Here is a 26,147-nt window from a genome sequence, read left to right on the forward strand (position 1 = left end):
ACAAGTGGCTGCAGCCAAGCGGCAGGAGAAAGGGGCAAGAGCCAAATATAAAAACAGCGCCGCGGCCCAGGGGCCGCGGCGCTGCATGGTGAGACCGGAAGTCGGTCGATCAGGCGGTGGCCGCCTGGTAGCGACGCTCGACCTCGTCCCAGTTGATCACGTTGAAGAACTCGGCGATGTAGTCCGGGCGCTTGTTCTGGAACTTGAGGTAGTAGGCGTGCTCCCACACGTCCAGACCCAGCACCGGGGTGTTGCCGTTGGAGAGCGGGCTATCCTGGTTGAGGGAGTTCTCCACCACCAGCGTCTTCTGCGGGGTGACACTGAGCCACGCCCAGCCGCTGCCGAAGCGACCCAGAGCGGCCTTGGTGAAGGCATCCTTGAAGGCCTCGAAGCCACCCAGCTCGCTGTCGATGGCCTCGGCCACCTTGCCCTTGGGCTGACCGCCGCCATTGGGCGACATCATCTGCCAGAACATGGAGTGGTTGGAGTGGCCGCCACCGTTGTTGATCACCGCCTGACGCTTCTCAGCCGGCACCTTGTCCAGATCGGCCAGCAGCTCGTCGACAGGCACGTCTTCCAGGCCGGTGCCCTCGAGGGCAGCGTTCAGGTTGTTGACGTAGGTCTGGTGGTGACGCGAGTGGTGGATCTCCATGGTCAGCGCATCGATGTGGGGCTCGAGCGCATCGTAGGCATACGGAAGGTCAGGGAGGGTATGTGCCATGTTGATCATCTCCTTTTGGTGGCTTTCATTGTGCTGCAACTCATTGAGATGCGGTCGCCGCATGGGGATTTCAACCGCACCGCACGCACTTTTTATCCTTCGGCCACCCTACCCCAGGCAGCGCGAATCCGTCTAGCGCAGACCAGACGAAGGCAGGGCTATCGCAGATAGCAGAAAGCCGGCCCCTGACGGAACCGGCTTTCGTTCATGCCTATCGGGTCATGCCTTACAGCTTGCTTTCCAACTCGGGCAGGGCCTCGAAGAGATCCGCCACCAACCCGATGACTGTCGAGAGCGCGACCTGGAAGATCCCGATCGTCGTTACAGCTTGCTCTCGAGTTCCGGAAGAGCCTCGAAGAGATCCGCCACCAACCCGTAATCGGCCACCTGGAAGATCGGCGCCTCCTCGTCCTTGTTGATGGCCACGATCACCTTGGAGTCCTTCATGCCGGCCAGGTGCTGGATGGCACCCGAGATGCCCACGGCGATGTAGAGGTCCGGGGCGACGATCTTGCCGGTCTGGCCCACCTGCATGTCGTTGGGCACGAAGCCGGCATCCACCGCGGCGCGCGAGGCACCGATGGCCGCGCCCAGCTTGTCGGCGATGCCGTCGAGGAGCTTGAAGTTCTCGCCGTTGCCCATGCCGCGGCCACCGGAGATGACCACCTTGGCGGCACCCAGCTCGGGACGGTCGGACTGGGCCAGCTCTTCCTTGACGAAGGTGGACTGGGCGTTGTCAGCGATGAAGTCGACGACTTCCACGCTGGCGGAACCGTCCTCGCCCACGGCATCGAAGCCGGTGGTGCGCACGGTGATCACCTTGAGGGCGTCCTCGCTCTGCACCGTGGCGATGGCGTTACCGGCGTAGATCGGGCGCTTGAAGGTATCCGCGGCCTCGACGGCGATGATCTCGGAGATCTGCGCCACGTCCTTGAGCGCGGCGACTCGCGGCAGCACGTTCTTGCCGGTGGTGGAGGCCACCGCCAGCACGTGGCTGTAGTCTCCGGCGAGCTCGGCGATCAGCGCCGCGGTGGGTTCGGCCAGCAGATGGGCATAGGCGGCATTGTCGGCCACGCGCACCTTGCTGACGCCGTCGAGCTTGGCGGCGGCCTCGGCGATGGCGGCCACATTCTCACCGGCCACCAGCACGTCGATATCGCCGCCGATAGCCTGGGCGGCCGCGACCACATGGGCGGTGGCGCCGGCCAGGGCGCCGTCGTGATGTTCGGCAAGTACCAGGATGCTCATGAGATCACCTTCGCCTCGTTCTTGAGTTTGTCGACCAGCTCGTCCACCGAGCCCACCTTGACGCCACCCTGGCGCTCGGCCGGCGGCTCGACCTTGAGCAGCTTGACCTTCGAGGCCACCTCGATACCCAGGTCTGCCGGGCTCTTGACGTCCAGCGGCTTCTTCTTGGCCTTCATGATGTCGGGCAGCTTGGCGTAGCGCGGCTCGTTGAGGCGCAGGTCGGTGGTGACGATGGCCGGCAGGGAAAGCTCGACGGTCTGCAGGCCGCCGTCGATCTCACGGGTCACCTGTATCTTTCCATCCCCCCCGTCTCCGCTGATATTCACGGCGGAGGCGAAGGTGCCCTGGGGCAGGCCGGTCAGGGCGGCGAGCATCTGGCCGGTCTGGTTGTTGTCGGTGTCGATGGCCTGCTTGCCGAGGATCACCAGACCCGGCTGTTCCTCTTCCACCAGCTTGGCCAGCGCCTTGGCCGCGCCCAGCGACTCGACGCGCTCGTCGGTCTCGACATGAATGGCACGGTCGGCGCCCAGCGCCAGCGCAGTACGCAGCTGCTCCTGGGCGGCCTTGGGACCGACGGTGACGGCGACGATCTCGGTGGCCACACCCTTTTCCTTCAGGCGAACCGCCTCTTCCACGGCGATCTCGCAGAAGGGGTTCATGGCCATCTTGACGTTGGTGAGATCGACGTCGGAGTTATCCGGCTTGACGCGGATCTTGACGTTGTAGTCGATGACGCGTTTGACCGCGACGAGTACTTTCATGATTTCCTCGCTTGGTTCTCGGAAGTTGAACCATCACAAATCCAATGGTGCGGTACTGCCACTGCCGACCGCACCTTCCTGGAACAGCCGCATAGAACGGCGTGGCATGCTCTTATATGTTTCATGCAAGCGTTTGATAGGCGCCACATCGAAAAAACTGTCTCAATGTGCCATACCCTTGCGCATGGCAACAATCCCAATATCGCCCCTCCCCGGATCTCTGGCCGGCATGACACCAAGATTGCGCGATCGCAGGGGGTGACCTTGTTGACCTATTATGCCTATCATGGGGACAGGCTAGAAGCAAACGACCGTTTTAAATTGATTCGACATTGGTGGCATGAACCGCACCTTCGAGCCGGCAGTCAGGAGAGAACAGATGGAAGAACAAGTCGAACGCGAATCCATGGAATTCGATGTGGTCATCGTCGGCGCCGGGCCCTCGGGCCTGGCTGCCGCGTGCCGGCTGATGCAGCAGGCGAACGAGGCGGAACAGGAGCTCTCCGTGTGCGTGGTGGAGAAGGGCTCCGAGGTCGGCGCCCATATCCTCTCCGGTGCCATCTTCGAGCCCCGCGCCCTGCAGGAGCTGTTCCCCGACTGGGAGGAGCGTGGCGCGCCGCTGACCACCCCGGCCAGTCGCGACGAGGTCTACCTGCTCAAGGACGCCGAGAAGGGCCAGAAGCTGCCCAATGCCCTGGTGCCCCCCTCCATGCACAACACCGGTGGGGACATGCCCCGCTACGTGATCAGCGCCGGCAACCTCTGCCGCTGGCTGGCCGAGCAGGCCGAGGGGCTGGGCGTGGAAATCTTCCCCGGCTTCGCCGCCCAGGAGGCGATCGTCGAGGAGGGCGTGGTCAAGGGCATCCTGATCGGCGACATGGGCGTGGGCGCCGACGGTCAGCCCAAGGATGGCCATATGCCGGGCATGGAGCTGCGCGCCAGGTACACCCTGTTCGCCGAAGGCGCCCGGGGCCATATTGGCAAGCGCCTGATCGAGGAGTATCGCCTCGACGCGGGCAAGGACCCGCAGCACTACGGCATCGGCCTCAAGGAGCTGTGGGACGTGCCCGCCGAGCAGCATGAACCCGGACTGGTGCTGCATGGCTCCGGCTGGCCCCTGGACAAGCACACCCACGGCGGCTGGTTCCTCTACCATGGTGACAACCAGCAGGTGGTGGTAGGCCTGATCATGGACCTCTCCTACCAGAATCCCTGGCTCTCGCCCTTCGACGAATTCCAGCGCATGAAGCACCACCCGGTGCTGGCGAAACATCTCGAGGGCGGCAAGCGGGTCGCCTACGGCGCTCGGGCCATCGCCAAGGGCGGGCTGAACTGCCTGCCGAAGATGACTTTCCCGGGTGGCCTCTTGATCGGCTGCGACGCCGGCACCCTCAACTTCGCCAAGATCAAGGGGCTGCACACCGCCATGAAGTCCGGCCTGGTGGCCGCCGAGGCGGTATTCGAGGCAGTGGCCAAGGGCGACGAGGGTGGTCAGGAACTGACCGCCTTCACCGAGAAGTGGGAATCCAGCTGGGCCTTTGCCGAGCTCAAGGAGAGCTCAAGCTTCGGGCCGGCGATCCACAAGTACGGCACCGTCTTTGGCGGCGCCTACAACTTCGCCGACCAGCTGTTGCGCGGCAAGTTGCCCACCGTCCACGACACCACCCCGGACCATGCCGCACTGAAGCCGGCCAGCGAATTCGAGAAGATCGATTACCCGAAGCCAGACGGCAAGCTCTCCTTCGACAAGCCCTCCTCGGTGTTCCTCTCCAACACCAACCACGAGGAGGACCAGCCCTGCCATCTGAAGCTGGCCGACCCGGAGTTGCCGATTCGCGACAACCTGCCGGAGTACGCCGAGCCGGCCCAACGCTACTGCCCGGCCGGGGTCTACGAGGTGGTCGAGGGGGACGACGGCAAGCCACGGTTCCAGATCAACTTCCAGAACTGCGTGCACTGCAAGACCTGCGATATCAAGGACCCGGCCCAGAACATCACCTGGGTGGCGCCGGAGGGCGGCGGCGGACCGAACTATCCGAATATGTAACGGAAAGCTGGATAACAGCCTGAACAAGATCGCCTCCGGGGAAAACCCCGGAGGCGGTTTTTATTCCAGCTTCAAGCTTCCAGGAGCGAAGCGACGCTCTTCAAGCTTGAGCCAGGCTTAGGCTCCGGTCGCCACCGGGCGCGCCGGGTCGCGGATCCACTCGCTCCAGGAGCCGGGATAGAGGCGAGGCAACGGCCTGCCCGCCACGGCATAGGCAAGAATAGTGTGGCAGGCGGTGACCCCCGAGCCGCAGTAGGCCACTGCCTCATCGGCCTGGGGCAGCTCCTCGGCCAGGCGGTGCGGGTGCTTGAAGCGCCCGTCCGCGCCCAGGTTCTCGGCGCTGGGGCGGCATACCGCCCCCGGGATATGGCCCGCCACCGGATCGATGGGCTCGGCCTCACCGCTGAAACGCTCTCGGCTGCGGGCGTCCAGCTTGAGACCGCGTCCGGAGAAGACCGCATCGGCCCCCATCCAGGCATCGTCGCGGTAGGCGGGAGACCAGTCGCCGGGACGCGGCGCCACGCCATCACCCTCGCGCAGCTCGCCACCGTGCCCCAGCCAGGCCTGGATGCCTCCGTCCAGCACCCTGACATCGGGGTGACCGGCCCAGCAGGCCAGCATCCACCAGGCCCGAGCGGCAGCCAGCTGGCCGCCCATGTCGTCATACACCACCACCGGCACATCCGGCGCCACTCCCAGCCGCTGGAGCGTCGCGGTAAATGCCTCCTGGCGTGGCAGGGGATGTCGCCCGCCCTCCCCCGGTGGTCCCGCGAGGTCGCGATCCAGGTCGAGGTGGTGGCTGCCCGGCAGATGGGCTTTCCACCAAAGGCCGTGGCCAGCGTCGGGCTGCCCCAGGCGGGCCCGGCAGTCGAGCAGCCGCGGGGGGCGCCCGCCCTCCAGGGCCTCTTCCAGTTCCCAGGCGGCAATCAGCGGTTGACTCATGCGTTTTCTCCAGTGAGCAGTTCGATGGGAGCCCGGCGAGCGATCAACCGCCGTCGACCGGCATGGCGAAAACGCACCTCGATCACCGGATTGTCCGGATCCCCCTCCACCAGGTCGATCTCGCCTTCACCGAACACAGCATGGCGCAGGCGCTGCCCCACGTCGAAGGTGCGATAGTCACTCCCGCCCTCGGCGACTCCCGGTTCGCTGCCGACCAGCGGAAGCTCCTCGCCCAGCCTGGCGAGATAGTGACGTACCAGCCCGGGGCGGGACACCTCGAGTGCCCCTTCACCCACGCCGTCCAGTCGGCGAGCCAGGCGATCACACTCCTCCCAGGCACTCTCAGCGAGGAAGCGGCTGGGACGGTGGTCGCCACCGTCATGCAACAGAAGCAACCGCTCCCGAGCACGGGTGATCGCCACATAGAAGAGCCTGCGCTCCTCCTCGAGCCGCTGCGGGGAGAGCGGATTGTCACGGGTATAGTGGGGAAAGTCCTGTTCGTTGACGCCGGCAAGGGCCACCAGGGGCCACTCCAGCCCCTTGGCACCGTGCACGGTATTGATCAGCACGCCATCGTCACGGTTCTCCACCGGTCGACTGAGCAGCTCGACGAAGGCCTCGGTATCGTTGCCCAGTTCGCTGGCCTGCTCCTTGAGCACGTCGAGCAGGCGCACGTCCTCCTCGCCCTTGTCGCGTCGCGCCGCGGCACGCTTGAGCACCTTTTCGGCATCGACCTCGGCCACCACGTGCTCGAGCAGCTCGGCCGGGGGACGGGCCGCCAGCCGCGGCAGCTCACAGAGCAGCGCCCAGCGCTTCTTGAGGGTGCGCTTCTGGTGGGGTCTCAGGGGGGCCAGTAACGGATCATGGGGCTCCGGCCAGCGCTGGCTCTCGGCCAGACGCAGGGCCAGCGCCTCGATCCGCTCGCGAGCCACGAAGGACGTCGGCTGGCTGAACAGCAGCGCCAGGTGTGCGGGGTCACGCAGCAGCCCCGGCTCACGCGCCAGGCGCAGGTAGCCGGCCAGCGCCTGGACCAGGGGCAGACGAAAGACGAAGCGGTCCTCCCGAGCCAGGCGAAAGGGGATCCCCTCGCGCAGCAGCGCCAGTTGCAACGGCACGGAGAGGGCCCAGCTGCGCACCAGCACACAGGCCTCATGCAGCGCCCGTCCCTCCCGTTGCCATGCGGCCAGGCCATCCAGCAGGCCACGACTGCCCTGGCCCGCCGCGATCCGGGTCAGCGGATTCCCTGGGGCCGCCAGGCACTGCTGGTCGGGGCGCCGGCGATTAGCGTCGATGGCATGGTTGGCGGCCAGCGCCAGGGCATGGCCGTGGCGGAAGGTGGTGGAGAGCGGATAGTCCACGGCCTCCCCGAAGGTGGCGGTGAAGCGCTGGAGCATGGTCTCAGGATGGGCGCCACGCCACTCATAGATGCACTGGTTGGCATCCCCCACCGCCATCACTTCGGCATGCTTGCCGGCGAGCAGCGCCAGCAGACGCTGCTGGGCGACGTTGATGTCCTGATACTCGTCGATGATCACATGATCGAGGTAGCCCTGGATGCGACCGCGCAGGCTGGCATCCGCTTCCAGCGCGCGCAGGGGGCGATAGAGCAGGTCGGCATAGCCCATCAGGCCATGCTGCTCCAGCAGCGCCTCGACCTGCTCGAAGGCGGCCGGAAAGTAGCGGGTCTCCTCGCCATAATCCAGTCGCTCGTGGAGCTCGCCGGCGGGAACCATCTCGGCCTTGACCAGAGCGCAGAAGTGGGCGAGTGCCTCGAGCCGCTCGGCATCCAGCGCCGACTCCCTGGCCTCGGCGTCCTGGTCGCTCAGGGTGAGCTGAGTGGCCTGCCGCAGCAGGCGCTCCAGCTGCCAGTCTGCGGTCAGCAGCTGGCGAGGCGCCAGCGCCCCCCAGCGGGTCAGGCTGCCACTCAGTCGGTGGCCCAGGGAGTGGAAGGTGCGCACATCCGGCAACCGCTGGCCCGAAGGCGCCATGGCTGCCAGGCGCGCCTGGAAGTCCTCGCGTGCCGACCGGTTGAACATCAGCACCAGGATACGCTGCGGCGCCACCCCCCGTTCGAGAAGGTGCAGCACCCTCGCCACCATGGTGGTGGTCTTGCCGGATCCCGCCACCGCGGCGACACGCGCATGCCCGGCGCCATGTTCGACCACGGCGCGCTGTTCATCGGTCAGCCGCACGCAGTTTCGCCGTCAACCAGGCCCAGCGGATGCCATACGCCCCCGCTCTCGAGTCCCAGGGCTTCACGGCCGTCATCCAGGGTAAAGGAAGCGGCCTCCTCGACCAGCCGATAGAAAACGTTGCGCCCGAGGCGTGCGGCCAGGCCGAAGCGCACCGGGACCTCGGGCACGCACTCGCCGGCAGGGGTCTGGCTGAGGGTGAAGGGATGGTCGGCATCCAGCGCCAGGCGATCGCCCATATTGGTGGTCAGCCACCACAGGCCGTCGGCGTCGGGCTCGGCATCGACGACCAGGAAGGGGCAATCCTCGACGTGTATCAGCTGCTTCTCGACCGGGGTAACCAGCGCATGGCGACCGTCGGCTTCCCGGCGCAGGATGGTGGAAAGCAATCGCACCAGTCGCGGGCGTGACATGACGGTACCCTCGTGGATCCAGCGCCCGTCGGCTGCTATCACCAGGTCCATCTCGCCGGCATGTTCGGGGTGCCAGTCCCCCAGCGGAGGAATCTCGCCCTCGGGATCGATCCGGGCCACCAGCGGCTCCAGGTCCATTGTCTTCCTCCTACGTGACCAGCCCGGCACCCTGCAGGATGCCACGCATCTCCTCGCTGGCCTCCGGGGCGGCGGCACGGAACAGCCGATAGAAGTTGGCGGTGGTCTGCATGGCGACCTCCTCCACGCTGATCCCGCGCTCAGCGGCGATGCATTCGGCCACCTCCACCACCCAGGCCGGCTCATTGGGCTTGCCACGATGGGGTACCGGGGCCAGGTAGGGGCTATCGGTCTCTATAAGCAGCCGGTCCAGGGGTACCTGCCTGGCAACCTCGCGCAGGGCCTTGGCGCTGTGGAAGGTCACGATCCCGGACAGCGAGATGTAGAAGCCGTGGCGCACCGCCTCACGAGCCATCTCGAGGTCCTCGGTGAAACAGTGCAGCACGCCGCCGACAGCGGGGTCGGTGTGCTCGCGGATCAGCGCCAGCGTCTCGTCACGGGCTTCCCGCGTATGGATGATCACCGGTAGCTCCAGTTCGCTGGCGGCGATCAGCTGGCGACGAAAACGCTCGCGCTGGATTTCCCGCGACGGCACCTGATCCGGCGCCTTCTTCAGATAATGATAGTCCAGCCCGCACTCGCCGATAGCCACCGCGCCGAAGCGGTCGGCGACCGCCTTGATCGCCTCCACGTCAGGCTCCTCGTCGACTCGGTGCAGCGGGTGGACCCCGGCGGAGATCACCACGTCATCGTGTTCACGGGCGATGGCCGCGACGCCGGGCACCTCATCCAGGGTGACGCCGATGGCCAGGAACTGCTTGACCCCGCGTGCCCGGGCGGCATCCAGGGTAGCGGTGAGGTCTCCGCCGTGGGTGGCGGGATCGAGGCGGTCGAGGTGACAGTGGGAGTCGACAAACATGCGGTGTATCCGGATGACAGATGAATGGCTCGAAGCTCGAAGCTGCATACAGCGTATAGCTCGAAGCTGCTTAAAGCGTATAGGTCGGCGTGCCCTTGTCGAGGTGCCCGGCGAGCAGGTTCTCGATGCGATCGCGCACGGTCTGGTCGGCGGCACTGAAGTGGATGCCCACTCCGGGCATGCGCCGGCCGGTGACGCCCTCCGGCGAGACCCACACCACCTGGCCGGTGATCGGCACCCGCTCGCTCTCGCCGGGCAGGGTCAGCAGCAGGTAGATCTGCTGGCCCAGCTCATAGCGTTCGCGAGTGGGCACGAAGATCCCACCCCGCTCGAGCGCCGGCATATAGGCCGACAGCAGGGTCTGGACGTCCTGAATATTCAGCGACAGAGCCTTCTGGGCGGCCATGGGCCCCTCCTTAACGTTCTCGTGCGCCCCATCATGAGCGCAGCAGCGCGGACCAGCGGACCAGCCAGGCTTCCAGCACCAGCTGGGGATTGGGATTGCCGCCGGCGGCCAGCAGCCGGCGCTCCTCACGGGCGTAGTCGAGCAGGCGGAACCAGTCGCGTACCCGTGCATTCTTGACCGCCTGGCGATAGAGCGGCAACAGGTCGGGGTTGCACAGCCCACCGCTGTCGCCGGAGAGCCCCAGGCGAATCAGATCCTCGAGCCAGGCGATACCGTACCACAGGATGGCATCGATGGATTGGCGGTCGAGCCGGGCCGCCTCGGCCACCGGCTCGGCCCCCCGTACCAGCGCCTCGAAGGTTTCCACCAGTTGCTGACGCAGGGCCCTGGCCTCCGGGTCGGCCAGCCGCAGCGCCTCGAGCGGTATGCCACCGGCCACCGTCAGCCAGAAGCGCGCCTCCTGGGCATCGCCAAGGCGCTCGGTCAGCCAGGGCAGGCAGTCGGTCGCGGTGGGAATCGTCAGGTTCCAATGCTGGCAGCGCGAGCGAATCGTCGACAGCAGTCGGGAGGGAATATCCGAAAGCAGCAGGAACAGGGTCCGCTCGCCAGGCTCCTCGAGGCTCTTCAGCAGTGCGTTTGAGGCCGCCACGTTAAGCGCCTCGGCCGGAGCGATGAGAATGACCCGATAGCCGCCCTGCTGGGCGGTCTGGGAGACGACATGGTTGATCTCGCGAATGGCATCGATACGGATCTGGCGCTTGCCCTCCTCGAGTTCGACACTCATCAGGTCAGGGTGATACCCGGAAGCCAGCATGCGACAGCCATGGCAGTGACCGCAGGCCAGTCTGCCGGGCTCGGCACATAGGGTCCGGGCGGCCAGGGCATCCACCAGAGAGCGCTTGCCCACTCCTCGCGGCCCGGAGATCAGCAGCGCATGGGGCAGTCGCCCGCTGTCGGCCAGGCGGACCAGTTCGTCGAAGCGCTCGCCAAGCCAGGGCAGCGGCTCCAGGGTGGTGATCGGCGTCGCGTTCAGCTCTGCCATGTAGCCACCCGCGCCTCGAGCACGCTCTCGATCTGCTCACCGACAACCTCCCGGGAACCGGAAGCATCGATGACGGCGAAACGCTGCGGCTCACTTTCCGCACGCGCGAGATACGCCTGGCGGACCGACTCGAAGAACTCGGCACGCTCCTGCTCGAAGCGGTCACGCCGCTCGCCGCGCTGGTCCAGGCGCCGCTGGGCCGCCGTCATGGGCATGTCGAGAAGCAGGGTCAGGTCGGGGGACAGGCCCCGCTGGACGAAGGCCTCGAGCTCGGCGATGCGCGCGCTGTCTATCCCGCGCCCGCCGCCCTGGTAGGCGAAGGTGGCATCGGTGAAGCGGTCGCACACTACCCAGGCGCCGCGCGCCAGGGCCGGACGGATGACCTGGGCCAGGTGCTGGGCGCGGGCGGCGAACACCAGCAGCAACTCGGCATCATCATCCAGTGGTTCCGGCTCCTCGGGGTCGAGTAACAGGCGGCGGATAGCCTCGGCGCGTGGCGTGCCGCCGGGCTCGCGGGTCTGGACCACCTCGAACCCACGCGCCTCGAGCCAACCGACGACCCGCGCGAGATTGGTGGACTTGCCCACCCCCTCGCCCCCTTCCAGGGTAATAAAGCGTCCGCGCTCGGCCATATGAATCTCCTTACTGGCGATTACGGATATACCGGTTCACCGCATTATTGTGCTCGCGCAGGGTGCGCGAGAAGTGGTGCGTACCATCGCCCTTGGAGACGAAGTAGAGCGTCTCACCGGGCAGCGGGTCGACCGCGGCTTCCAGCGAGGCCCGCCCCGGCAGTGCAATCGGCGTCGGCGGCATGCCGGCGATGACATAGGTGTTGTAGGGTGTGGCCTCGCGCAGGTCGGCGCGGGTGATGTTGCCCTCGTAGCGTTCCCCCATGCCGTAGATCACGGTGGGATCGGTCTGCAGGCGCATGCCACGCTCCAGGCGACGCTTGAAGACCCCGGCGATCTCGCGACGCTCCTCGGGGGCCCCCGTCTCGCGCTCGATCAGTGAGGCCATGATCAGCGCCTCGTAGGGGGTATCGAACGGCAGGTCATCGGCGCGCTGCGCCCAGACCTCCTCGAGGGTCTCCTCCATGCGCGAGAGCGCCTGCTCGAGAATCTCCAGATCGCTCGCGCCCTTGTGATAGAGGTAGGTATCGGGAAAGAACCGGCCCTCCGGATGCGTACCCTCGCGGTCGAGCAGCGCCATCACCTCCTCGGCGTCGAGCCCCTCGGTACGGTGTTCCAGCTTGGGCGCCGCATCCAGGGCGGCTCTCATCTGGCGGAAGGTCCAGCCCTCGGGAATGGTCAGCGGATAGCTCACCAGGCGGTCGCTGCCCAGCAGTTCGAGCAATTCGCGACCGCTCATGCCGGGCTCCAGCCGGAACTCCCCGGGGCGCAGTCGCGGCAGGCTTTCAGGCTCGAGGCGCGCCAGGGCACGGAAGGCCCAGTCATCCTCGATCACGCCCTGGGCCACCAGGTCGCCCACCACACGATGGTAGCCGGCCCCGCGGGGCACCTCGTAGAGCATCGTCTCGCTGATCGCGATGGGAGCCGCCAGGCGCGACTGCCAGTAGCGATAGCCACCGAACAGCGCCGCCGCGGCCACCATGGCCAGCACAAGCAGGAAGATCAGCACTCGCCGCATCGGAGTCCTCGTGAGTCAGTAGGGTTCAGGGGCAGGAATAGCCCAGCAAGGCATGGGCCTCGGCCTGAAAGGTGCGATGCGTGACCCCGAGCGACCAGCGACGCCGTTCGACACCCGCGGCATCATCGAGGCACACGACCGGCCAGACGCCCTGCACGGAGTTGCCAAGCCAAACCGCCTCGGCATTCGTCAGCGCCTCGTCCCCCGCCTCGACCTCATGGATATCGAGGCGGGAGATCAACGCCTCGCGCAGGGTGCCCGCCACCCCGCAACGTGCGAGGTGCGGGGTCTCCAGGCGACCGGCGCGTTGCCAGAAGAGGTTCATGGCAGTGGCCTCGATCAGCCGCCCTGCGTCATCGCGGAGCAGCCCTTCGGCGATCGCATCATCGTTCCACTCGGCACGTGCCAGCACATTCTCGAGACGATTGAGGTGCTTGATCCCGGCGAGCAGCGGCTGGCTGGCGAGGCGTAGCCGACAGTGACGTACCCGCACCCCCGTCTGCCAGCGCGACTCGGCGGGGGCGAAGTCGGCGAGTTGCCAGCGAAGCCGCGGTTCGGGGGCCGCCGGCGGGCGATAGCCGCGCCCGCCGCTGCCCCGGGTGAGAGTCAGCTTGAGCACCTCGAGCCCAGGCCCCGCCTCGGCCAGGGGGGCGGCCAGGTCATGCTCTGCCGGCATGGGAATGCCCAGAACATGGCATCCCCGGGCCAGCCGCGCCAAGTGCTCGTCCCACAGCAGTGGGCGGCCACCCCTGACCAGGATGGTCTCGAAGAGGCCATCACCGTAAGCGGCACCGCGATCGTCCAGCGGCCAGGCAGCCTGCTCACTCACGCGCGGCTCCACCCACCTCAGACCCGGGTGAAGACCAGGGTGCCGTTGGTACCACCGAAGCCGAAGGAGTTCGAGAGTGCCACGTCGATCTTCATCTCACGGGCGGTATGCGGCACATAGTCGAGCTCGCAGCCCTCCTGGGGATTGTCCAGGTTGATGGTGGGCGGCGCCACCTGGTCTCGGATCGCGAGAATCGAGAACACCGCCTCGACGGCGCCGGCCGCTCCCAGCAGGTGGCCGATCATCGACTTGGTGGAGCTCACCGCCACCGACCTGGCCGCCTCGCCCATCACCTTCTGCACCGCCCGGCTCTCGGCCAGGTCGCCGGCGGGGGTCGAGGTGCCGTGGGCGTTGATATAGTCGATCGAGGACGGGTCGAGACGTGCATCCCGCACGGCGTTGGCCATGGAGAGAGCCGCACCGCTGCCGTCCTCGGGCGGGGCGGTCATGTGATAGGCATCATCGCTCATGCCGAAACCGGCCATTTCCGCATAGATGGTCGCTCCGCGCGCCTTGGCATGCTCATACTCCTCCAGCACCAGCACGCCGGCACCGTCGGAGAGCACGAAGCCATCGCGGTCGCGGTCCCAGGGCCGACTGGCCGCCTGGGGATCATCGTTACGCGTGGACAGCGCCCGCGCCGCCGAGAAGCCGCCCAGGCCCAGCGGGGTGGTAGCCATCTCCGCGCCACCACAGACCATCACGTCGGCATCGCCATAGGCGATGGTGCGGGCGCTGTAGCCGATGTTGTGGGTACCGGTGGTGCAGGCGGTGGTGATCGCGATGTTGGGACCGCGGAAGCCATGCTGGATCGCCAGGTTGCCGGAGATCATGTTGATGATCGACCCCGGCACGAAGAACGGCGAGATGCGCCGCGGCCCACTCTTGAGCAGGGCACTATGGTTGTGTTCGATCATCGGCAGCCCGCCGATGCCGGAACCGATGGCCACACCGATGCGGTCGGCGTTCTCTTCCGTGCACTCGATGCCGGCATCCTGGATCGCCTGAGCCCCGGCCGCCACCCCATACTGGATGAACAGGTCCATCTTGCGGGCTTCCTTGGGATTCAGGTAGGGACTGATATCGAAGTCCTTCACCGAGCCGCCGAAGCGCGTGTTGAAGCCGCTGACATCGAAGTGCTCGATGGGGGCGATGCCGCTGTTGCCGGCCACGATGTTGCGCCAGCTCTCTTCCACGGAATTCCCCACCGGCGTGACCAGGCCCAAGCCGGTCACCACTACCCGTCTACGTGTCATCAGCGTTCCTCCAGGCGTCCAGGATGATTGCGGCCCGACCGGGCCGCCTGTTTCGGCGCATTATAACGAGTCTCCCCGCGAGATGCCGCCCCGGCGGCGCACATGAGAACCGTCCGGGTGCGAAAAAGCCGCCCCTCGGGGCGGCTTTCCAGGGGCCGTTCCGGCGAGGACGGCCCCGAGCATCAGCAAGCGGTATCGACCGCCACCAGACTTACTGGTGGGCGTTAACGTAGTCGATGGCTTCCTGAACGGTGGTGATCTTCTCGGCTTCCTCGTCGGGAATCTCGGTATCGAACTCCTCCTCGAGCGCCATGACCAGCTCGACGGTATCCAGGGAGTCGGCACCCAGGTCCTCGGTGAAGGAGGAGCTGTTCTGGATGTCCTCTTCCTTGACGTTCAGGCGCTCGGCCACAACCTTCTTAACGCGCTCTTCGATGGTGCTCATTATGACGTACTCCAGTCGTTCACATTGGCCGTCCAGATGACCAGCCGTTTGGGGTTCCAGATCCGCAAGCCGGAAGCTGCGGGGTAGTGTATAGAGCCCCCGGGGCCGGCGCAACCGCCGGACCCGGCACCTCTCAACGCATGTTCATGCCGCCGTTGACATGCAGAGTCTCGCCGGTGATGTAGCTGGCCGTCTCGCCGGTGAGGAAGCCCACCGCCGCGGCGATCTCCTCGGGCTGGCCGAGGCGCGCCAGCGGAATCTGCGTGAGCAGTGCCTTGTGCTGCTCCTCGGGCAGCGCCTCGGTCATGTCGGTGGCGATGAAGCCCGGCGCTACCGCATTGACGGTGATGGCGCGCGAGGCCACTTCACGAGCCAGAGCACGGGTGAAGCCCTCCATGCCCGCCTTGGCGGCAGCATAGTTGGTCTGCCCCAGGTTGCCCATGCTGGCCACCACCGAACTGATGCTGACGATGCGGCCGAAGCGCGCCCGGGTCATGCCGCGCAGGCAAGCCTTGCTGACGCGATAGACCGACTTGAGGTTGGTGTCGACGACGTCGTCCCACTCCCCTTCCTTCATGCGCATCAGCAGGTTGTCACGAGTAATCCCGGCATTGTTGACCAGGATGGTCGGTGCGCCGAACTCCTCGGTAATCGCCTTGACCAGGCCGTCGACGCTGGCCTGGTCGGTGACATCGAGACGCCGACCGGCACCCTGGATGCCCTGGGCCTTGAGGTCGGCATCGATCTTCTCGGCGCCGGCATCGCTGGTCGCGGTACCGATCACGATGCGCCCCTGGCGGCCTAGCTCGTGGGCGATGGCCCGGCCGATGCCGCGGCTGGCCCCGGTGACCAGGGCGACTCTGGTTTCGCTAGTCATGAAAGTTACGCCTTCGTCCTGTGAAAAGAGATCAACCGTGGTTGGCTGCCACGCCGCGCGCCAGCTCCAGGGCCGCATCGAGGCTGTCGGGGTCATTGACCGCCAGGCCCTTGCTGCCGCGGGAGATACGCTTGCCCAGGCCGGTGAGCACCTTGCCCGGCCCGCACTCGATGAAGACCTCGGCACCGCGCTCGCTCATGGCCTCGACGCAGGAAGTCCAGCGTACCGGACGATAGAGCTGTTCGATCAATCGCGTGCGCAGGGTCTCGACATCGGCATGGGCCTGGGCATCGACGTTCTGAATCACGGTATAACGCGGCGCCTTGAGTGTCACCTCACCCAGCGCGGCGGCCAGGCGCTCGGCGGCCGGCTCCATCAACGCGCAGTGAGAGGGGACCGAGACCGGCAGCGGCATGGCACGCTTGGCGCCCGCTTCCTGACAGCCCACGATGGCGCGCTCCACGGCCGCCTTGCTGCCGGCGATCACCACCTGTCCCGGAGCATTGTAGTTCACCGCCGAGACCACATCGCCCTGAGCCGCCTCGGCACAGGCCTGCTCCACCACGGCGTCATCGAGCCCCAGGATCGCCGCCATGGCACCCTGCCCTGCCGGCACCGCGGCCTGCATGGCCTCACCGCGCAGCTTGACCAGCCTGACCCCCTCGGCGAAGGGCATCACCCCGGCGCAGACCATGGCGCTGTACTCGCCGAGGCTGTGGCCGGCCATGGCACCGGGGCGCGGCCCCTCGAGCTCCTGCCAGATACGCCAGATCGCCACACTGGCGGTGAGCAGCGCAGGCTGGGTACATGCGGTGGCGTTCAGCGTCTCGGCGGGGCCCTCCTGGACTACCTGCCAGAGGTCATAACCGAGGGCCTCGGAGGCTTCCTCGAAGGTCGTGCCCACCACGCTGTAGCGCTCCGCCAGCTCCCGCAGCATGCCGACCTGCTGGGAACCCTGTCCGGGAAACACGAGGGCGAGCGGTTGAGTCATCTTGGTCACCTTTGCTTTTATTGCCTGTCATCGCCGCCGGTCACACCGAGGCGAGAAGTAGAATGCCGTGGAGCTCCGCCCAACTCCCGCGCCAGCCGCCGGGGGAGATCATGCTCCACCTCCTGCACGGCGCGCAGCACGGCATAGCGGAAGCCCTCGGCGTCGGCGCCGCCGTGGCTCTTCACCACGATACCCGAAAGCCCCAGCAGGCTGGCCCCGTTGTAGCGCACCGGGTCGAGCTCGCCACGCAGCCGGCGCAGCGCCGGCCGTGCCGCCAGACCCACCAGGCGACTCCCCCAGTGGGCCTCGAAGGTCTGCTGGACCCGCGCGACCAGCATCCGTGCCAGGCCCTCGCTGGCCTTGAGCACGGCGTTGCCGACGAAGCCGTCGCACACCACCACATCCGCGGCCCCGGCGAAGATACCGTCGCCTTCGACGTAGCCGCCGTAGGCGAACTCCGACAGCTCGCGCAGCCGGGCATCGGCCTGGCGCACGCTGGCGGTGCCCTTGGTGCCCTCGACGCCGACGTTGAGCAGCGCCACCCGCGGCCGCGCCAGGCCATCCACATGGCGCGCCATCACCTCGCCCATGCGGGCGAAGTCCACCAGACGGTCGGCGGAGGCCTCGACATTGGCGCCCAGGTCGAGCAGGTAGCAACGCCCCTGGTCGCGCGTGGGAATCGCGGTGCTGATCGCGGGCCGGGGAATACCGGCCACGGTCCCGAGCGCGCGGCGCCCCAGGGCCATCAAGGCCCCGGTGTTGCCGCCACTGACCCCGGCACAGGCCTCACCCGAAGCTAAGCAATCAAGCATGCGCGCCATGCTGCTGTCGCGGCCATGGCGCAGCGCCTCGGAGGGGCGCAGCCCCGGGGCAATCTCATCGGGGGCATCCACGACCTCCAGACGCGAACCAGCCGCGGCGAGACGCCGCGGCAGGCTGGCGATCTCACGCTCCAGTCGAGCCCGGGGGCCGAACAGTCGCAGCGCGAGACGGGTGTCCTGGAGGGCTGCCCCGGCGGCACCGCGCACTGTGGCACGGGGTCCGAGGTCCCCCCCCATCGCATCGATGGCGATCCGCATGAAGGGGGTCAGGAGCCAGGGGTCACCGCAGGTCGCGTCGTCGACTTAAGCGTCGACGACCTTGCGACCACGGTAGAAGCCATCCGGAGAGACGTGGTGGCGCAGGTGAGTGGCACCGGTCTCCTTGTCCTGGGACAGGGCCGGGGCGCTCAGGGCGTCGTGGCTGCGACGCATGCCGCGCTTGGAACGGGTCTTGCGGTTCTGTTGAACTGCCATGGGATGTCACTCCAGAGTGAATCGGTAATGAATCAGGATTTTCCCTTGAGGTGCCGGAGCACGTCGAAGGGGCTGGCTGCGGGCTCGCTGGATGCCACGGCATCCTCCCCGCTGGTCAGCTGGTCGCGTGAGACCGCACAGTCGGCCTCATCGTGGTAAACCACCTGGGGAAGGCTGAGGATCAATTCATCCTCGACCACCGTCAGCAGGTTCAGCTGTTCGTCTTCCACCAGCACCGGCTCATGGGTGCTGGGCAACTCGGCCGCCAGGGCGTCGCTGGTGACCATGCCGAGCAGAAACTGGCTCTCGACGTCCTGCGCCATGGGGTGCAGGCAGCGCCGGCAGGGCAGCTGCAGCCTGGCGCGCAGCCGCCCGTGGATCTCGCGACGCCCCTGGGGGTCGACGCTGAAATCCAGCCACACCTCGACGTCGCCATGCTGCTGACCGACCTCTTCGGCCAATCGCGCAAAGGCGTCCAGGGCCATCAGCCCTTCCAGGTGCTCGGCGCGGGCGGCGAGCTTGTAGGGCTCGACCCTGCCAGGGAGTCGTGTGGTCAACATAGGCGCGCAATGATAGGCACTCCCCCCGCCCCTGTCAAAGCCGCCGTGGCACTTGGCTTCATGCTACCCTGCGGCGCTATCGACACCCTAGAGACCCCTGCATGCCGCGCCTCGTCCTCGCCTCCGGTTCGCGCTGGCGACGCCAGCTTCTCGATCGCCTGGAACTCCCCTACGCCTGGCAGAGCCCCGACATCGACGAGACCCCGCGTCCCGGCGAATCACCCAGCGGCCTGGTACACCGCCTGGCGCTGACCAAGGCACAGCATCTGGCAGACGAGTGGCCGCAGCACCTGATCATCGGCTCCGACCAGATTGCGCTGTTCGCAGGCGAGGTCCTCGGCAAGCCCGCCGACCTTGGCGCCGCTCGCGCCCAGCTGGCACGCTTTTCCGGCAACCGGGTGCGTTTCGTGACCGGCCTGGCGCTGGTGGATACCCGCCAGGGCCGTCACCGAGTCTGCCACGAGACCTATGACGTGGTGTTTCGCGCGCTCAGCGAAAAGGAGATCGCGAACTATGTGGAACGGGAGAAGCCGCTGGAGTGCGCCGGCAGCTTCCGTATGGAGGGGCTCGGGATCACCCTCTTCGAACGCCTCGAGGGCGACGACCCCAATACCCTGATCGGCCTGCCACTGATCCGGCTCTGCGCCCTGCTGCGCGAGGCGGGCCTGGATCCGCTGGGGCCCGCAGCCTGAAGCCGCGGCTTTTCCGGCGACAAGTCTCCGAGGGGGCGCTGTGAACCCATCCCTGGGCGCTACCGATGCCATCCATGGCATAGGACCCCCTCTACGACTTGTCCCCGGCGCCGCTCGGATCGGTGCTGCCAGCCTGTTCGGCGCTTGAAGCTCGGCGCCCTAAGGCAGCTGGTAACGCACCGGCGACTCGGCCCGCGGCAGCCCCAGCCACTCCATGGCCACCCGGCCAAACTGGCGCGACAGGCGCTCGAAGGGATCCAGGCGGGGGTTGTAGTCGCGTAGCCTGGGCTCGGAAAGCCGCTCCCGCGCCAGGGTATCGAGACTACCCAGGGCGTCCACCAGGCCGAATTCCAGGGCCTGCTCACCACTCCAGACGAGGCCGCTGAACAGCGCATCGTCATCACTCAACCGCTCTCCTCGCCCTTCGCGTACCGCGGCGATGAACTGGTCATGGGTGCTCTCCAGCACGGACTGCCAGAACTCGCGCTGCTCCGGAGCCACTTCCGAGAAGGGGTCGAGGAAGGCCTTGTTGTCTCCAGCGGTGTAGACCCGACGCTCGACGCCCAACCGGTCGATGGCCTCCTGGAACCCGAAGCTCGAGTAGATCACCCCGATGGAACCCACCAGGCTGGCCGGGGCGGCAATGATCTCATCGGCACCGGCGGCAATATAGTAGGCACCGCTGGCGCCGATATCCTCGATCACCGCGATGATCGGCTTGTCGCCCTCGCCGCGCAGCCGCATGACCTCGTCGAAGATGCGCTGGGACTGCACCGGGCTACCCCCGGGGCTGTTGATATGCAGCACCACCGCCCGGCTCTGCTCGGCTTCCCAGGCACGCTTAAGCCCCGCATTGATACGCTGCGCACTGGCGGTTCCGTCGGCATCGATCACTCCCTCCACCTTGACCACGCCCAGGTGCGGGCCCTCCGCCCCACCCACCGCGGATGGCCCGGCCAGCAGGCCGTAGAGGGTCACCGACAGGGAGGCCGCGATCAGCGCCGCGAACAGGAAGCGAAAGAACAGCTTCCAGCGGCGTGAACGACGCTGCTCGGCAAGCACGCCATCGATCCAGCGGCCCATCATCGCCGTCTGCTCGAGGCGCTGGCGCTCGCGCAGCGCCTCGGCATCCTCGGCGGCAGGCAGCTCATCCGCATCGCTCGCCCGGCGCCGTTCCCGGGCCTCGTCGCGACTCAGCTCGGGTCCCTGGGTCCAGGGGTCGCGCCCCTCCTCATGCTCGTTGCGCTCATCGGACATCGTCTATCTCCCCTGTAGCCAGTCGAACAGTTCCGGCACCGCCTCGGCGGTGAAGGTCGGCAGGCTCGCCGACAGGCGCTCGGGCGCATGCACACCCCAGGTAACCGCCACGCGATCCATGCCGATGGCGCGCGCCATCTCCAGGTCATACTCGGTATCACCCACCATGACGGCCTCCGCCAGCGGCACCTCGAGTTCGGCAAGCAGCTGCTCGAGCATCAGCGGGTGGGGTTTGGAGCGGGTCTCGTCGGCGGTCCGACTGGCGTGGAACCAGTGCCCGCTGCGACTCTCCCGAAACACTCGATCGAGGCCGCGGCGGCTCTTGCCGGTAGCCACCGCCAGGCGTTGCCCGGGCCGCATATGCAACTCGGCCAGCCCACCCTCCACCTCGGGAAAGAAGGTCATGGGCGTGTCGTTGCCCTCCACGAAATGCCAGGCATAGCGGCTGCGCAGCAGTTCGGCGCGCTCCGCATCGATGCCCGGACACAGGGAGGCGATGGCCTCGGGAAGCCCCAGGCCGATGATATTGCGGATGCTCTCCGGCGCGAGCTCGCCCCAGCCGGCGTCCCGCGAGGCCGCCTGCATGCAGGCGACGATCCGCGCCGCGGAGTCCATCAGGGTCCCGTCCCAATCGAAGATCACCAGTCGATAGCGCATGTCGTCTCCTCAGAGGGCCTCGCGGGCGCGGGTCAACACCGACTCGAGATCGTCGGGCAGCGGCGCACGAATACGCACTTCACGGCCGCTGGTCGGTTCGGGAAAGGCCAGCGACTCGGCATGCAGGAACAGTCGCGAGAGACCGAGCCGCGCGGCAAGCTGCTGGCTCTCCCGGGTACCATACTTGTCGTCGCCGAGCAGCGGGTGACCGGCGTGGGCCGCATGAACGCGGATCTGATGGGTACGACCGGTGACCGGCTCCGCCTCCAGCAGGCTCACCTTCGGAAAGGCCTCACGCACCGCGAAACGGGTGCGGGCTACCTTGCCTTCGGCGTCGACACGCACGCGGCGCTCGCCGTTGGCCAGGGTGTAGCGATCCAGGCGAGCCGCCACGAAGTCACGACGTGCGGGCCAGCGCCCCGCCACCAGCGCCAGGTAGCGCTTGTCCATCTGCTGCTGCTTGAGCGAGGTGTTGAGCGCCAGCAGCGCCGGCCGTGACTTGGCCAGCAGCAGGCAGCCCGAGGTATCGCGATCCAGCCGGTGCACCAGCTCCAGGAAGTCGAGATCCTCGCGCACCTGGCGCAACGCCTCGATCAGGCCGATCTTGACCCCGCTGCCGCCGTGCACGGCCAGCCCCGAGGGCTTGTTGATCACCAGCCAGTCACGCCCCTCCACCAGCACGCTGCCGGCCAGCAGGTTGCGCAGGTTATCGCTCACCTCGCGTACCGCCTCGCGAGGCGACAGCTTCAGCGGCGGGATACGCACCAGGTCCCCCGTGGCCAGACGGGTATCGGGCTTGACGCGCTTCTTGTTCACACGCACCTCGCCCTTGCGCACGATGCGATAGATCAGCGCTCGCGGCGCTCCCTTGATGCGCGTCATCAGGAAGTTGTCGACCCGCTGGCCGTCCTGCCCTTCCGTGACCTCTATCCACTGTACGTCGCGCCCTTCGGCCATGCCGAGACTCCACTGCTCAGAACCTGCGAAAGGGCGCATTCTAACGCAGTGTTCGCCCCGCCGCGCCAATTGCTGGTAACCGTGCTTGCTGTTATATTGCCAAGTCGCTCCAATGGGCATCATTGCACCCGCAAGGCGCCTGCCCGACAGACACGCAGGCCGGAGCGAAAATATCAGGCCGCGACGACGCCAAGACGTCCCGCCGCCCGTTGCAAGAGACAAGCGATACAGCGATAAACGCGCCACGCCCGGATCCCCCCGCCGCTACCCCAGTCACGGAGCGACGGCAGGCCACGGGACACGTTCAACAGCGTGCCGGAGGCCGGCGTAGGCGAATCGATGAATGCCAGGTGTTGGCGGTGACCGCAGGGCCGGATGGGTGACGCCCGCCGAGACATGTCCTGCCCCCGCCCCGTACTCAACAGGCTCATGCCGCGGCGCTGCCCCACCGGGAGCGACGCGGTCGGACGCAGCTGCGCATCCGTGACATGCGCTGAGCACAGGCACGCAGCACACAGCGGTTCGCCACGTCGCGCTCGCCGGCGCCATATAGTGCGAGTCAACATGAAACGGATGCTCATCAATGCGACCCAGCCCGAAGAGCTGCGCGTCGCGCTGGTCGATGGACAACGCCTCTACGATCTGGACATCGAATCCGGTGCCCGGGAACAGAAGAAAGCCAATATCTATCGGGGCAAGATCACCCGCATAGAGCCTTCCCTCGAAGCCGCCTTCGTCGACTTCGGCGCCGACCGTCACGGTTTCCTGCCCCTCAAGGAGATCTCCCGCGAGTACTTCGTCAAGGATCCCGATGGTCGCCCCAGCATCAAGGAGGTGCTGAAGGAGGGCCAGGAGGTGATCGTTCAGGTCGACAAGGAAGAGCGTGGCAACAAGGGCGCCGCCCTGACCACCTTCATCTCCCTGGCCGGCCGCTTCCTGGTGCTGATGCCCAACAACCCCAAGGCCGGCGGCATCTCGCGGCGCATCGAGGGCGAGGAGCGCAGCCAGCTCAAGGAGGCCATGAACCAGCTCAGCGTGCCGGACCGCATGGGCCTGATCGTGCGCACCGCGGGCATCGGCCGCAGCCCCGAGGAGTTGCAGTGGGACCTCGACTACCTGGTTCAGGTCTGGGAGTCGATCACCGCCGAGGCCGGCAAGCGCCCTGCCCCCTTCCTGATCTACCGCGAATCCAACGTCATCATCCGCGCCATGCGTGACTACCTGCGCCAGGATATCGGCGAGGTGCTGATCGACAGCCCCGCGGTACACGAGGAGGCGCTGGCCTTTATCCGCCAGGTGATGCCCTCCTACCAGCAGAAGATCAAGCTCTACGTCGACGAGGTGCCGCTCTTCTCGCGCTTCCAGATCGAGTCGCAGATCGAGACCGCCTACGAGCGCGAGGTGAAGCTGCCTTCCGGGGGCTCCATCGTCATCGACCATACCGAGGCGCTGGTCTCCATCGATATCAACTCGGCGCGTGCCACCCGTGGCAGCGACATCGAGGAGACGGCCCTGCAGACCAACCTGGAAGCGGCCGACGAGACCGCTCGCCAGCTGCGCCTGCGTGATATCGGCGGCCTGGTGGTAATCGACTTCATCGACATGAGCCCCGCGCGCAACCAGCGCGAGGTCGAGAACCGCATGCGCGACGCCCTCAAGCTCGACCGGGCTCGGGTGCAGATCGGCCGCATCTCGCGCTTCGGCCTGATGGAGATGTCACGCCAGCGCCTGCGCCCCTCGCTGGGCGAGACCAGTGGCGTGGTCTGCCCGCGCTGCAACGGCCAGGGCACCATCCGCGACGTGCGCTCCATCTCGCTCTCCATCATGCGCCTCATCGAAGAAGAGGCGATGAAGGAGCGCAGCGCCCAGATCCGCGCCATCCTGCCGGTGCCGGTGGCGACCTACCTGCTCAACGAGAAGCGCAAGGTGCTGGCCGACATCGAGCGTCGCCAGGACGTCCGGGTCGTGCTGCTGCCCAACCCCGATATGGACACCCCCCACTACGACGTTCAGCGCCTGCGTGACGACCACGTCGAGGAGGACGGCAGCCAGAAATCCAGCTTCGAGCTCCCCCTGGACACCGAGGTAGGCAAGGAGCCCGAGGCCTCCTTCGGAAAGCCCGTGCAGCGCGCCGAAGCCGCGGTGAAGACCGTGATTCACCACGAACCGGCACCTGCCTCCCTGCAGCAGGAAGCTCCGGCGCAGAAGGAAGTTCCGGCGCAGAAGGAAGCACCGGCCGCCCCCACCAAGGCCGCCGCGCCCCGGCGCAGTGCCCCGCCGGTGGCCGTGGAGTCCCAGGGTGGCGTCCTCGGGCGTCTGGTCAAGGGGCTTTCCAAGCTGTTAGGTGGCGATGAGGCGCCATCGGGCGACACCGCCAGGAAGTCGACTCCCGCTGCGGCTCCCTCAGGCAGCGACAAGAGTGAGCGCAAGTCCGCCCCCCGTGAGGAGGAGCGCGGAGGACGCAACACCCGTCAGCGCCGCCCGCGCAGCGAGGAGCGGCGTGGCGCGCCGCGCCAGGACAACGAGCGTAACGACGGCAAGGCCGACGGCAGCGATGGCCGTGATAATCGCGGCAGCCGCGGCGGCCGCAACCGTGGCCGTCAGGACGGCAATCGCCAGGAAGATAACCGCCAGCCCCGCCAGCAGGACAACGCCAAGGGACGCGACGACAACCGCCGCCAGGCCGCTGGCGACAAGCGCGACCCGCGTGCCGCCCAGAAGCCGGCCGAACCCCAGAAGCAGGAGGAAAGCAGAAAGCCGGCCGACACCAGCAGCGATGCACCGGTGGATGATGGCAAGCCCAAGCGGACGCGCAACAACCCGCGCAACCGCAGCCGCCAGCACGCCATCAGCCCCAAGGCGCTCGAAGAACAGCAGCGACTGCAGGCGGAAGCCGCCAAGGCCGCTGACCAGGGCGACGCCGGCCAGGCCGAGCCCGTGAAGGCCGAGGCCAAGCCCGAGGCGCCGAAGGCAGAAGCCCCGAAGGCAGAGACCAAGCCCGAGGCACCCAAGGCCGAAGCACCGAAGGCAGAGCCCAAGTCCGAGGCACCCAAGGCCGAAGCTCCCAAGGCAGAAACCAAGCCCGAGGCACCCAAGGCCGAAGCGCCCAAGGCCGAAGCGCCCAAGGCCGAAGCACCGAAGGCAGAGTCCAAGCCCGAAGCGCCCAAGGCAGAAGCTCAGAAGGCAGAGCCCAAGCCCGAGGCGCCCAAGGCCGAAGCACCGAAGGCAGAGCCCAAGTCCGAGGCACCCAAGGCCGAAGCTCCCAAGGCAGAAACCAAGCCCGAGGCACCCAAGGCCGAAGCCCCGAAGACAGAAGCCAAGCCCGAGGCACCCAAGGCCGAAGCCCCCAAGGTAGAGCCCAAGCCCGAGGCACCCAAGGCCGAAGCCCCGAAGGCAGAGCCCAAGCCCGAGGCAACCAAGGCCGAAGCCCCGAAGGCAGAGCCCAAGCCCGAGGCACCCAAGGCCGAAGCCCCGAAGGAAGAGCCCAAGCCCGAGGCAACCAAGGCCGAAGCTCCGAAGGCAGAGTCCAAGCCCGAGGCACCCAAGGCCGAAGCACCCAAGGCCGAAGCACCCAAGGCAGAGTCCAAGCCCGAGGCACCCAAGGCCGAAGCACCGAAGGCAGAGCCCAAGCCCGAGGCACCCAAGGCCGAAGCTCCGAAGGCAGAGTCCAAGCCCGAGGCGCCCAAGGCCGAAGAGCCCAAGGCCGAGAGCCGTGCCAGCCGCCGTCGCCGCCGTGCCCACAACGACCCGCGGGAGATCCGCCGTCGTGAGCAGGAGGCCAAGGCCCAGGAAAACCAGCAGCACTAGGCGGGTCAAAGGCGGAGCCAAGGCTCCGCTTCCCCCCCCCCCACCAACGACAGCGCCCGCAGCCATGGCTGCGGGCGCTGTCGTTTATTGCTCTCGGCCAGGGAG

The 26,147-nt window shown here is 67.1% G+C and carries 25 protein-coding genes; 3 read left to right on the forward strand and 22 right to left on the reverse strand.

Going from position 1 to position 26,147, the window contains the following annotated elements; all coding sequences use genetic code 11:
• Window positions 1-109: 109 nt before the first annotated feature.
• From LWH48_RS00515 to LWH48_RS00525, 3 genes are all read right to left on the reverse strand, one after another.
• Window positions 110-721 carry a superoxide dismutase gene (locus tag LWH48_RS00515; protein WP_232910857.1) on the reverse strand — a complete coding sequence of 204 codons (612 nt, stop codon included), beginning with the start codon at window positions 719-721 and terminating at the stop codon, window positions 110-112.
• Between the two features lie 321 nt (window positions 722-1,042).
• A complete protein-coding gene (locus LWH48_RS00520; protein WP_232910858.1) occupies window positions 1,043-1,969 on the reverse strand; it encodes an electron transfer flavoprotein subunit alpha/FixB family protein in 927 nt (308 codons plus the stop codon).
• Window positions 1,966-2,730, reverse strand: coding sequence for an electron transfer flavoprotein subunit beta/FixA family protein (locus LWH48_RS00525; RefSeq protein WP_232910859.1), 765 nt, complete (start codon window positions 2,728-2,730; stop codon window positions 1,966-1,968). Before LWH48_RS00525 ends, LWH48_RS00520 begins: the two co-directional genes overlap by 4 nt.
• Window positions 2,731-3,109: 379 nt before the next feature.
• Between LWH48_RS00525 and LWH48_RS00530 the strand changes: the two genes are divergently transcribed.
• Complete coding sequence (locus LWH48_RS00530) at window positions 3,110-4,777, forward strand: electron transfer flavoprotein-ubiquinone oxidoreductase (RefSeq protein ID WP_232910860.1); 1,668 nt, start codon at window positions 3,110-3,112, stop codon at window positions 4,775-4,777.
• Window positions 4,778-4,894: 117 nt separating this feature from the next.
• On the opposite strand, the gene LWH48_RS00535 is transcribed toward LWH48_RS00530, so the two are convergent.
• From LWH48_RS00535 to LWH48_RS00610, 16 genes are all read right to left on the reverse strand, one after another.
• A complete protein-coding gene (locus LWH48_RS00535) occupies window positions 4,895-5,719 on the reverse strand; it encodes a sulfurtransferase (protein WP_232910861.1) in 825 nt (274 codons plus the stop codon).
• On the reverse strand, window positions 5,716-7,911 hold the full coding sequence (locus tag LWH48_RS00540; RefSeq protein WP_232910862.1) for an ATP-dependent helicase: 2,196 nt from the start codon (window positions 7,909-7,911) through the stop codon (window positions 5,716-5,718). Before LWH48_RS00540 ends, LWH48_RS00535 begins: the two co-directional genes overlap by 4 nt.
• Window positions 7,902-8,462, reverse strand: a complete 561-nt coding sequence (locus LWH48_RS00545) for a DUF1285 domain-containing protein (RefSeq protein WP_232910863.1) — start codon at window positions 8,460-8,462, stop codon at window positions 7,902-7,904. The genes LWH48_RS00540 and LWH48_RS00545 overlap by 10 nt, the downstream gene beginning before the upstream one ends.
• Window positions 8,463-8,472: 10 nt before the next feature.
• The gene (locus tag LWH48_RS00550; protein ID WP_232910864.1) at window positions 8,473-9,321 is read right to left on the reverse strand and encodes a TatD family hydrolase; all 849 of its coding nucleotides are present in this window, start codon (window positions 9,319-9,321) and stop codon (window positions 8,473-8,475) included.
• Window positions 9,322-9,391: 70 nt separating this feature from the next.
• A complete protein-coding gene (locus tag LWH48_RS00555) occupies window positions 9,392-9,727 on the reverse strand; it encodes a PilZ domain-containing protein (protein WP_161430371.1) in 336 nt (111 codons plus the stop codon).
• 31 nt (window positions 9,728-9,758) lie between these two features.
• Complete coding sequence (locus tag LWH48_RS00560) at window positions 9,759-10,769, reverse strand: DNA polymerase III subunit delta' (protein WP_232910865.1); 1,011 nt, start codon at window positions 10,767-10,769, stop codon at window positions 9,759-9,761.
• On the reverse strand, window positions 10,757-11,401 hold the full coding sequence (tmk, locus tag LWH48_RS00565) for a dTMP kinase (protein ID WP_232910866.1): 645 nt from the start codon (window positions 11,399-11,401) through the stop codon (window positions 10,757-10,759). Before tmk ends, LWH48_RS00560 begins: the two co-directional genes overlap by 13 nt.
• A 10-nt stretch (window positions 11,402-11,411) precedes the next feature.
• Window positions 11,412-12,419: an endolytic transglycosylase MltG gene (gene mltG / locus LWH48_RS00570; protein WP_232910867.1), complete on the reverse strand. Its 1,008-nt coding sequence runs from the start codon at window positions 12,417-12,419 to the stop codon at window positions 11,412-11,414.
• A gap of 25 nt (window positions 12,420-12,444) precedes the next feature.
• Window positions 12,445-13,248 (reverse strand): aminodeoxychorismate lyase, encoded by an 804-nt coding sequence (gene pabC / locus LWH48_RS00575; RefSeq protein WP_232910868.1) that lies wholly within the window; start codon window positions 13,246-13,248, stop codon window positions 12,445-12,447.
• A 17-nt stretch (window positions 13,249-13,265) separates the two neighbouring features.
• Window positions 13,266-14,504: a beta-ketoacyl-ACP synthase II gene (gene fabF, locus LWH48_RS00580; protein WP_161430366.1), complete on the reverse strand. Its 1,239-nt coding sequence runs from the start codon at window positions 14,502-14,504 to the stop codon at window positions 13,266-13,268.
• A gap of 211 nt (window positions 14,505-14,715) precedes the next feature.
• Complete coding sequence (gene acpP / locus LWH48_RS00585) at window positions 14,716-14,949, reverse strand: acyl carrier protein (RefSeq protein ID WP_008956801.1); 234 nt, start codon at window positions 14,947-14,949, stop codon at window positions 14,716-14,718.
• Window positions 14,950-15,082: 133 nt separating this feature from the next.
• A complete protein-coding gene (gene fabG / locus LWH48_RS00590) occupies window positions 15,083-15,826 on the reverse strand; it encodes a 3-oxoacyl-ACP reductase FabG (RefSeq protein WP_232910869.1) in 744 nt (247 codons plus the stop codon).
• Between the two features lie 31 nt (window positions 15,827-15,857).
• On the reverse strand, window positions 15,858-16,817 hold the full coding sequence (gene fabD / locus LWH48_RS00595; RefSeq protein ID WP_232910870.1) for an ACP S-malonyltransferase: 960 nt from the start codon (window positions 16,815-16,817) through the stop codon (window positions 15,858-15,860).
• A gap of 17 nt (window positions 16,818-16,834) precedes the next feature.
• Window positions 16,835-17,896 (reverse strand): phosphate acyltransferase PlsX, encoded by a 1,062-nt coding sequence (gene plsX / locus LWH48_RS00600; RefSeq protein ID WP_232910871.1) that lies wholly within the window; start codon window positions 17,894-17,896, stop codon window positions 16,835-16,837.
• A 45-nt stretch (window positions 17,897-17,941) separates the two neighbouring features.
• Window positions 17,942-18,112: a 50S ribosomal protein L32 gene (gene rpmF / locus LWH48_RS00605; protein ID WP_161430362.1), complete on the reverse strand. Its 171-nt coding sequence runs from the start codon at window positions 18,110-18,112 to the stop codon at window positions 17,942-17,944.
• A gap of 32 nt (window positions 18,113-18,144) precedes the next feature.
• On the reverse strand, window positions 18,145-18,672 hold the full coding sequence (locus tag LWH48_RS00610) for a YceD family protein (RefSeq protein ID WP_232910872.1): 528 nt from the start codon (window positions 18,670-18,672) through the stop codon (window positions 18,145-18,147).
• A gap of 101 nt (window positions 18,673-18,773) precedes the next feature.
• Here LWH48_RS00610 and LWH48_RS00615 point away from each other — a divergent pair, with 101 nt between their 5' ends.
• Complete coding sequence (locus tag LWH48_RS00615; protein ID WP_232910873.1) at window positions 18,774-19,364, forward strand: Maf family protein; 591 nt, start codon at window positions 18,774-18,776, stop codon at window positions 19,362-19,364.
• Between the two features lie 159 nt (window positions 19,365-19,523).
• Here the strand turns inward: LWH48_RS00615 and sppA are convergent, their stop codons facing one another.
• From sppA to LWH48_RS00630, 3 genes are read right to left on the reverse strand one after another with little or no spacing between them, the layout of a single operon-like run.
• Window positions 19,524-20,621, reverse strand: coding sequence for a signal peptide peptidase SppA (sppA, locus tag LWH48_RS00620; protein WP_232910874.1), 1,098 nt, complete (start codon window positions 20,619-20,621; stop codon window positions 19,524-19,526).
• Between the two features lie 3 nt (window positions 20,622-20,624).
• The gene (locus tag LWH48_RS00625) at window positions 20,625-21,278 is read right to left on the reverse strand and encodes an HAD-IA family hydrolase (protein ID WP_232910875.1); all 654 of its coding nucleotides are present in this window, start codon (window positions 21,276-21,278) and stop codon (window positions 20,625-20,627) included.
• A 9-nt stretch (window positions 21,279-21,287) separates the two neighbouring features.
• A complete protein-coding gene (locus tag LWH48_RS00630) occupies window positions 21,288-22,235 on the reverse strand; it encodes an RluA family pseudouridine synthase (protein WP_232910876.1) in 948 nt (315 codons plus the stop codon).
• 564 nt (window positions 22,236-22,799) lie between these two features.
• On the opposite strand from LWH48_RS00630, the gene rne reads away from it, so the two are divergent.
• Window positions 22,800-26,042, forward strand: coding sequence for a ribonuclease E (gene rne / locus LWH48_RS00635; protein ID WP_232910877.1), 3,243 nt, complete (start codon window positions 22,800-22,802; stop codon window positions 26,040-26,042).
• Window positions 26,043-26,147: the final 105 nt, after the last annotated feature.

The sequence above is a fragment of the Halomonas sp. G15 genome, assembly GCF_021282295.1.
GTDB classification, from domain to species: Bacteria; Pseudomonadota; Gammaproteobacteria; order Pseudomonadales; family Halomonadaceae; genus Halomonas; species Halomonas alimentaria.

Bases quoted from the DNA above. Each gene is read 5' to 3' on its own strand.
- fabG (WP_232910869.1), bottom strand. From the start codon at position 15,826: ATGACTAGCGAAACCAGAGTCGCCCTGGTCACCGGGGCCAGCCGCGGC.
- LWH48_RS00615 (WP_232910873.1), top strand. From the start codon at position 18,774: ATGCCGCGCCTCGTCCTCGCCTCCGGTTCGCGCTGGCGACGCCAGCTT.
- acpP (WP_008956801.1), bottom strand. From the start codon at position 14,949: ATGAGCACCATCGAAGAGCGCGTTAAGAAGGTTGTGGCCGAGCGCCTG.
- LWH48_RS00625 (WP_232910875.1), bottom strand. From the start codon at position 21,278: ATGCGCTATCGACTGGTGATCTTCGATTGGGACGGGACCCTGATGGAC.
- fabF (WP_161430366.1), bottom strand. From the start codon at position 14,504: ATGACACGTAGACGGGTAGTGGTGACCGGCTTGGGCCTGGTCACGCCG.
- plsX (WP_232910871.1), bottom strand. From the start codon at position 17,896: ATGCGGATCGCCATCGATGCGATGGGGGGGGACCTCGGACCCCGTGCC.
- fabD (WP_232910870.1), bottom strand. From the start codon at position 16,817: ATGACTCAACCGCTCGCCCTCGTGTTTCCCGGACAGGGTTCCCAGCAG.
- LWH48_RS00515 (WP_232910857.1), bottom strand. From the start codon at position 721: ATGGCACATACCCTCCCTGACCTTCCGTATGCCTACGATGCGCTCGAG.
- LWH48_RS00530 (WP_232910860.1), top strand. From the start codon at position 3,110: ATGGAAGAACAAGTCGAACGCGAATCCATGGAATTCGATGTGGTCATC.
- LWH48_RS00560 (WP_232910865.1), bottom strand. From the start codon at position 10,769: ATGGCAGAGCTGAACGCGACGCCGATCACCACCCTGGAGCCGCTGCCC.
- LWH48_RS00535 (WP_232910861.1), bottom strand. From the start codon at position 5,719: ATGAGTCAACCGCTGATTGCCGCCTGGGAACTGGAAGAGGCCCTGGAG.
- LWH48_RS00630 (WP_232910876.1), bottom strand. From the start codon at position 22,235: ATGGCCGAAGGGCGCGACGTACAGTGGATAGAGGTCACGGAAGGGCAG.
- rpmF (WP_161430362.1), bottom strand. From the start codon at position 18,112: ATGGCAGTTCAACAGAACCGCAAGACCCGTTCCAAGCGCGGCATGCGT.
- LWH48_RS00545 (WP_232910863.1), bottom strand. From the start codon at position 8,462: ATGGACCTGGAGCCGCTGGTGGCCCGGATCGATCCCGAGGGCGAGATT.
- LWH48_RS00520 (WP_232910858.1), bottom strand. From the start codon at position 1,969: ATGAGCATCCTGGTACTTGCCGAACATCACGACGGCGCCCTGGCCGGC.
- LWH48_RS00550 (WP_232910864.1), bottom strand. From the start codon at position 9,321: ATGTTTGTCGACTCCCACTGTCACCTCGACCGCCTCGATCCCGCCACC.
- sppA (WP_232910874.1), bottom strand. From the start codon at position 20,621: ATGTCCGATGAGCGCAACGAGCATGAGGAGGGGCGCGACCCCTGGACC.
- LWH48_RS00610 (WP_232910872.1), bottom strand. From the start codon at position 18,672: ATGTTGACCACACGACTCCCTGGCAGGGTCGAGCCCTACAAGCTCGCC.
- rne (WP_232910877.1), top strand. From the start codon at position 22,800: ATGAAACGGATGCTCATCAATGCGACCCAGCCCGAAGAGCTGCGCGTC.
- mltG (WP_232910867.1), bottom strand. From the start codon at position 12,419: ATGCGGCGAGTGCTGATCTTCCTGCTTGTGCTGGCCATGGTGGCCGCG.
- LWH48_RS00555 (WP_161430371.1), bottom strand. From the start codon at position 9,727: ATGGCCGCCCAGAAGGCTCTGTCGCTGAATATTCAGGACGTCCAGACC.
- LWH48_RS00525 (WP_232910859.1), bottom strand. From the start codon at position 2,730: ATGAAAGTACTCGTCGCGGTCAAACGCGTCATCGACTACAACGTCAAG.
- tmk (WP_232910866.1), bottom strand. From the start codon at position 11,401: ATGGCCGAGCGCGGACGCTTTATTACCCTGGAAGGGGGCGAGGGGGTG.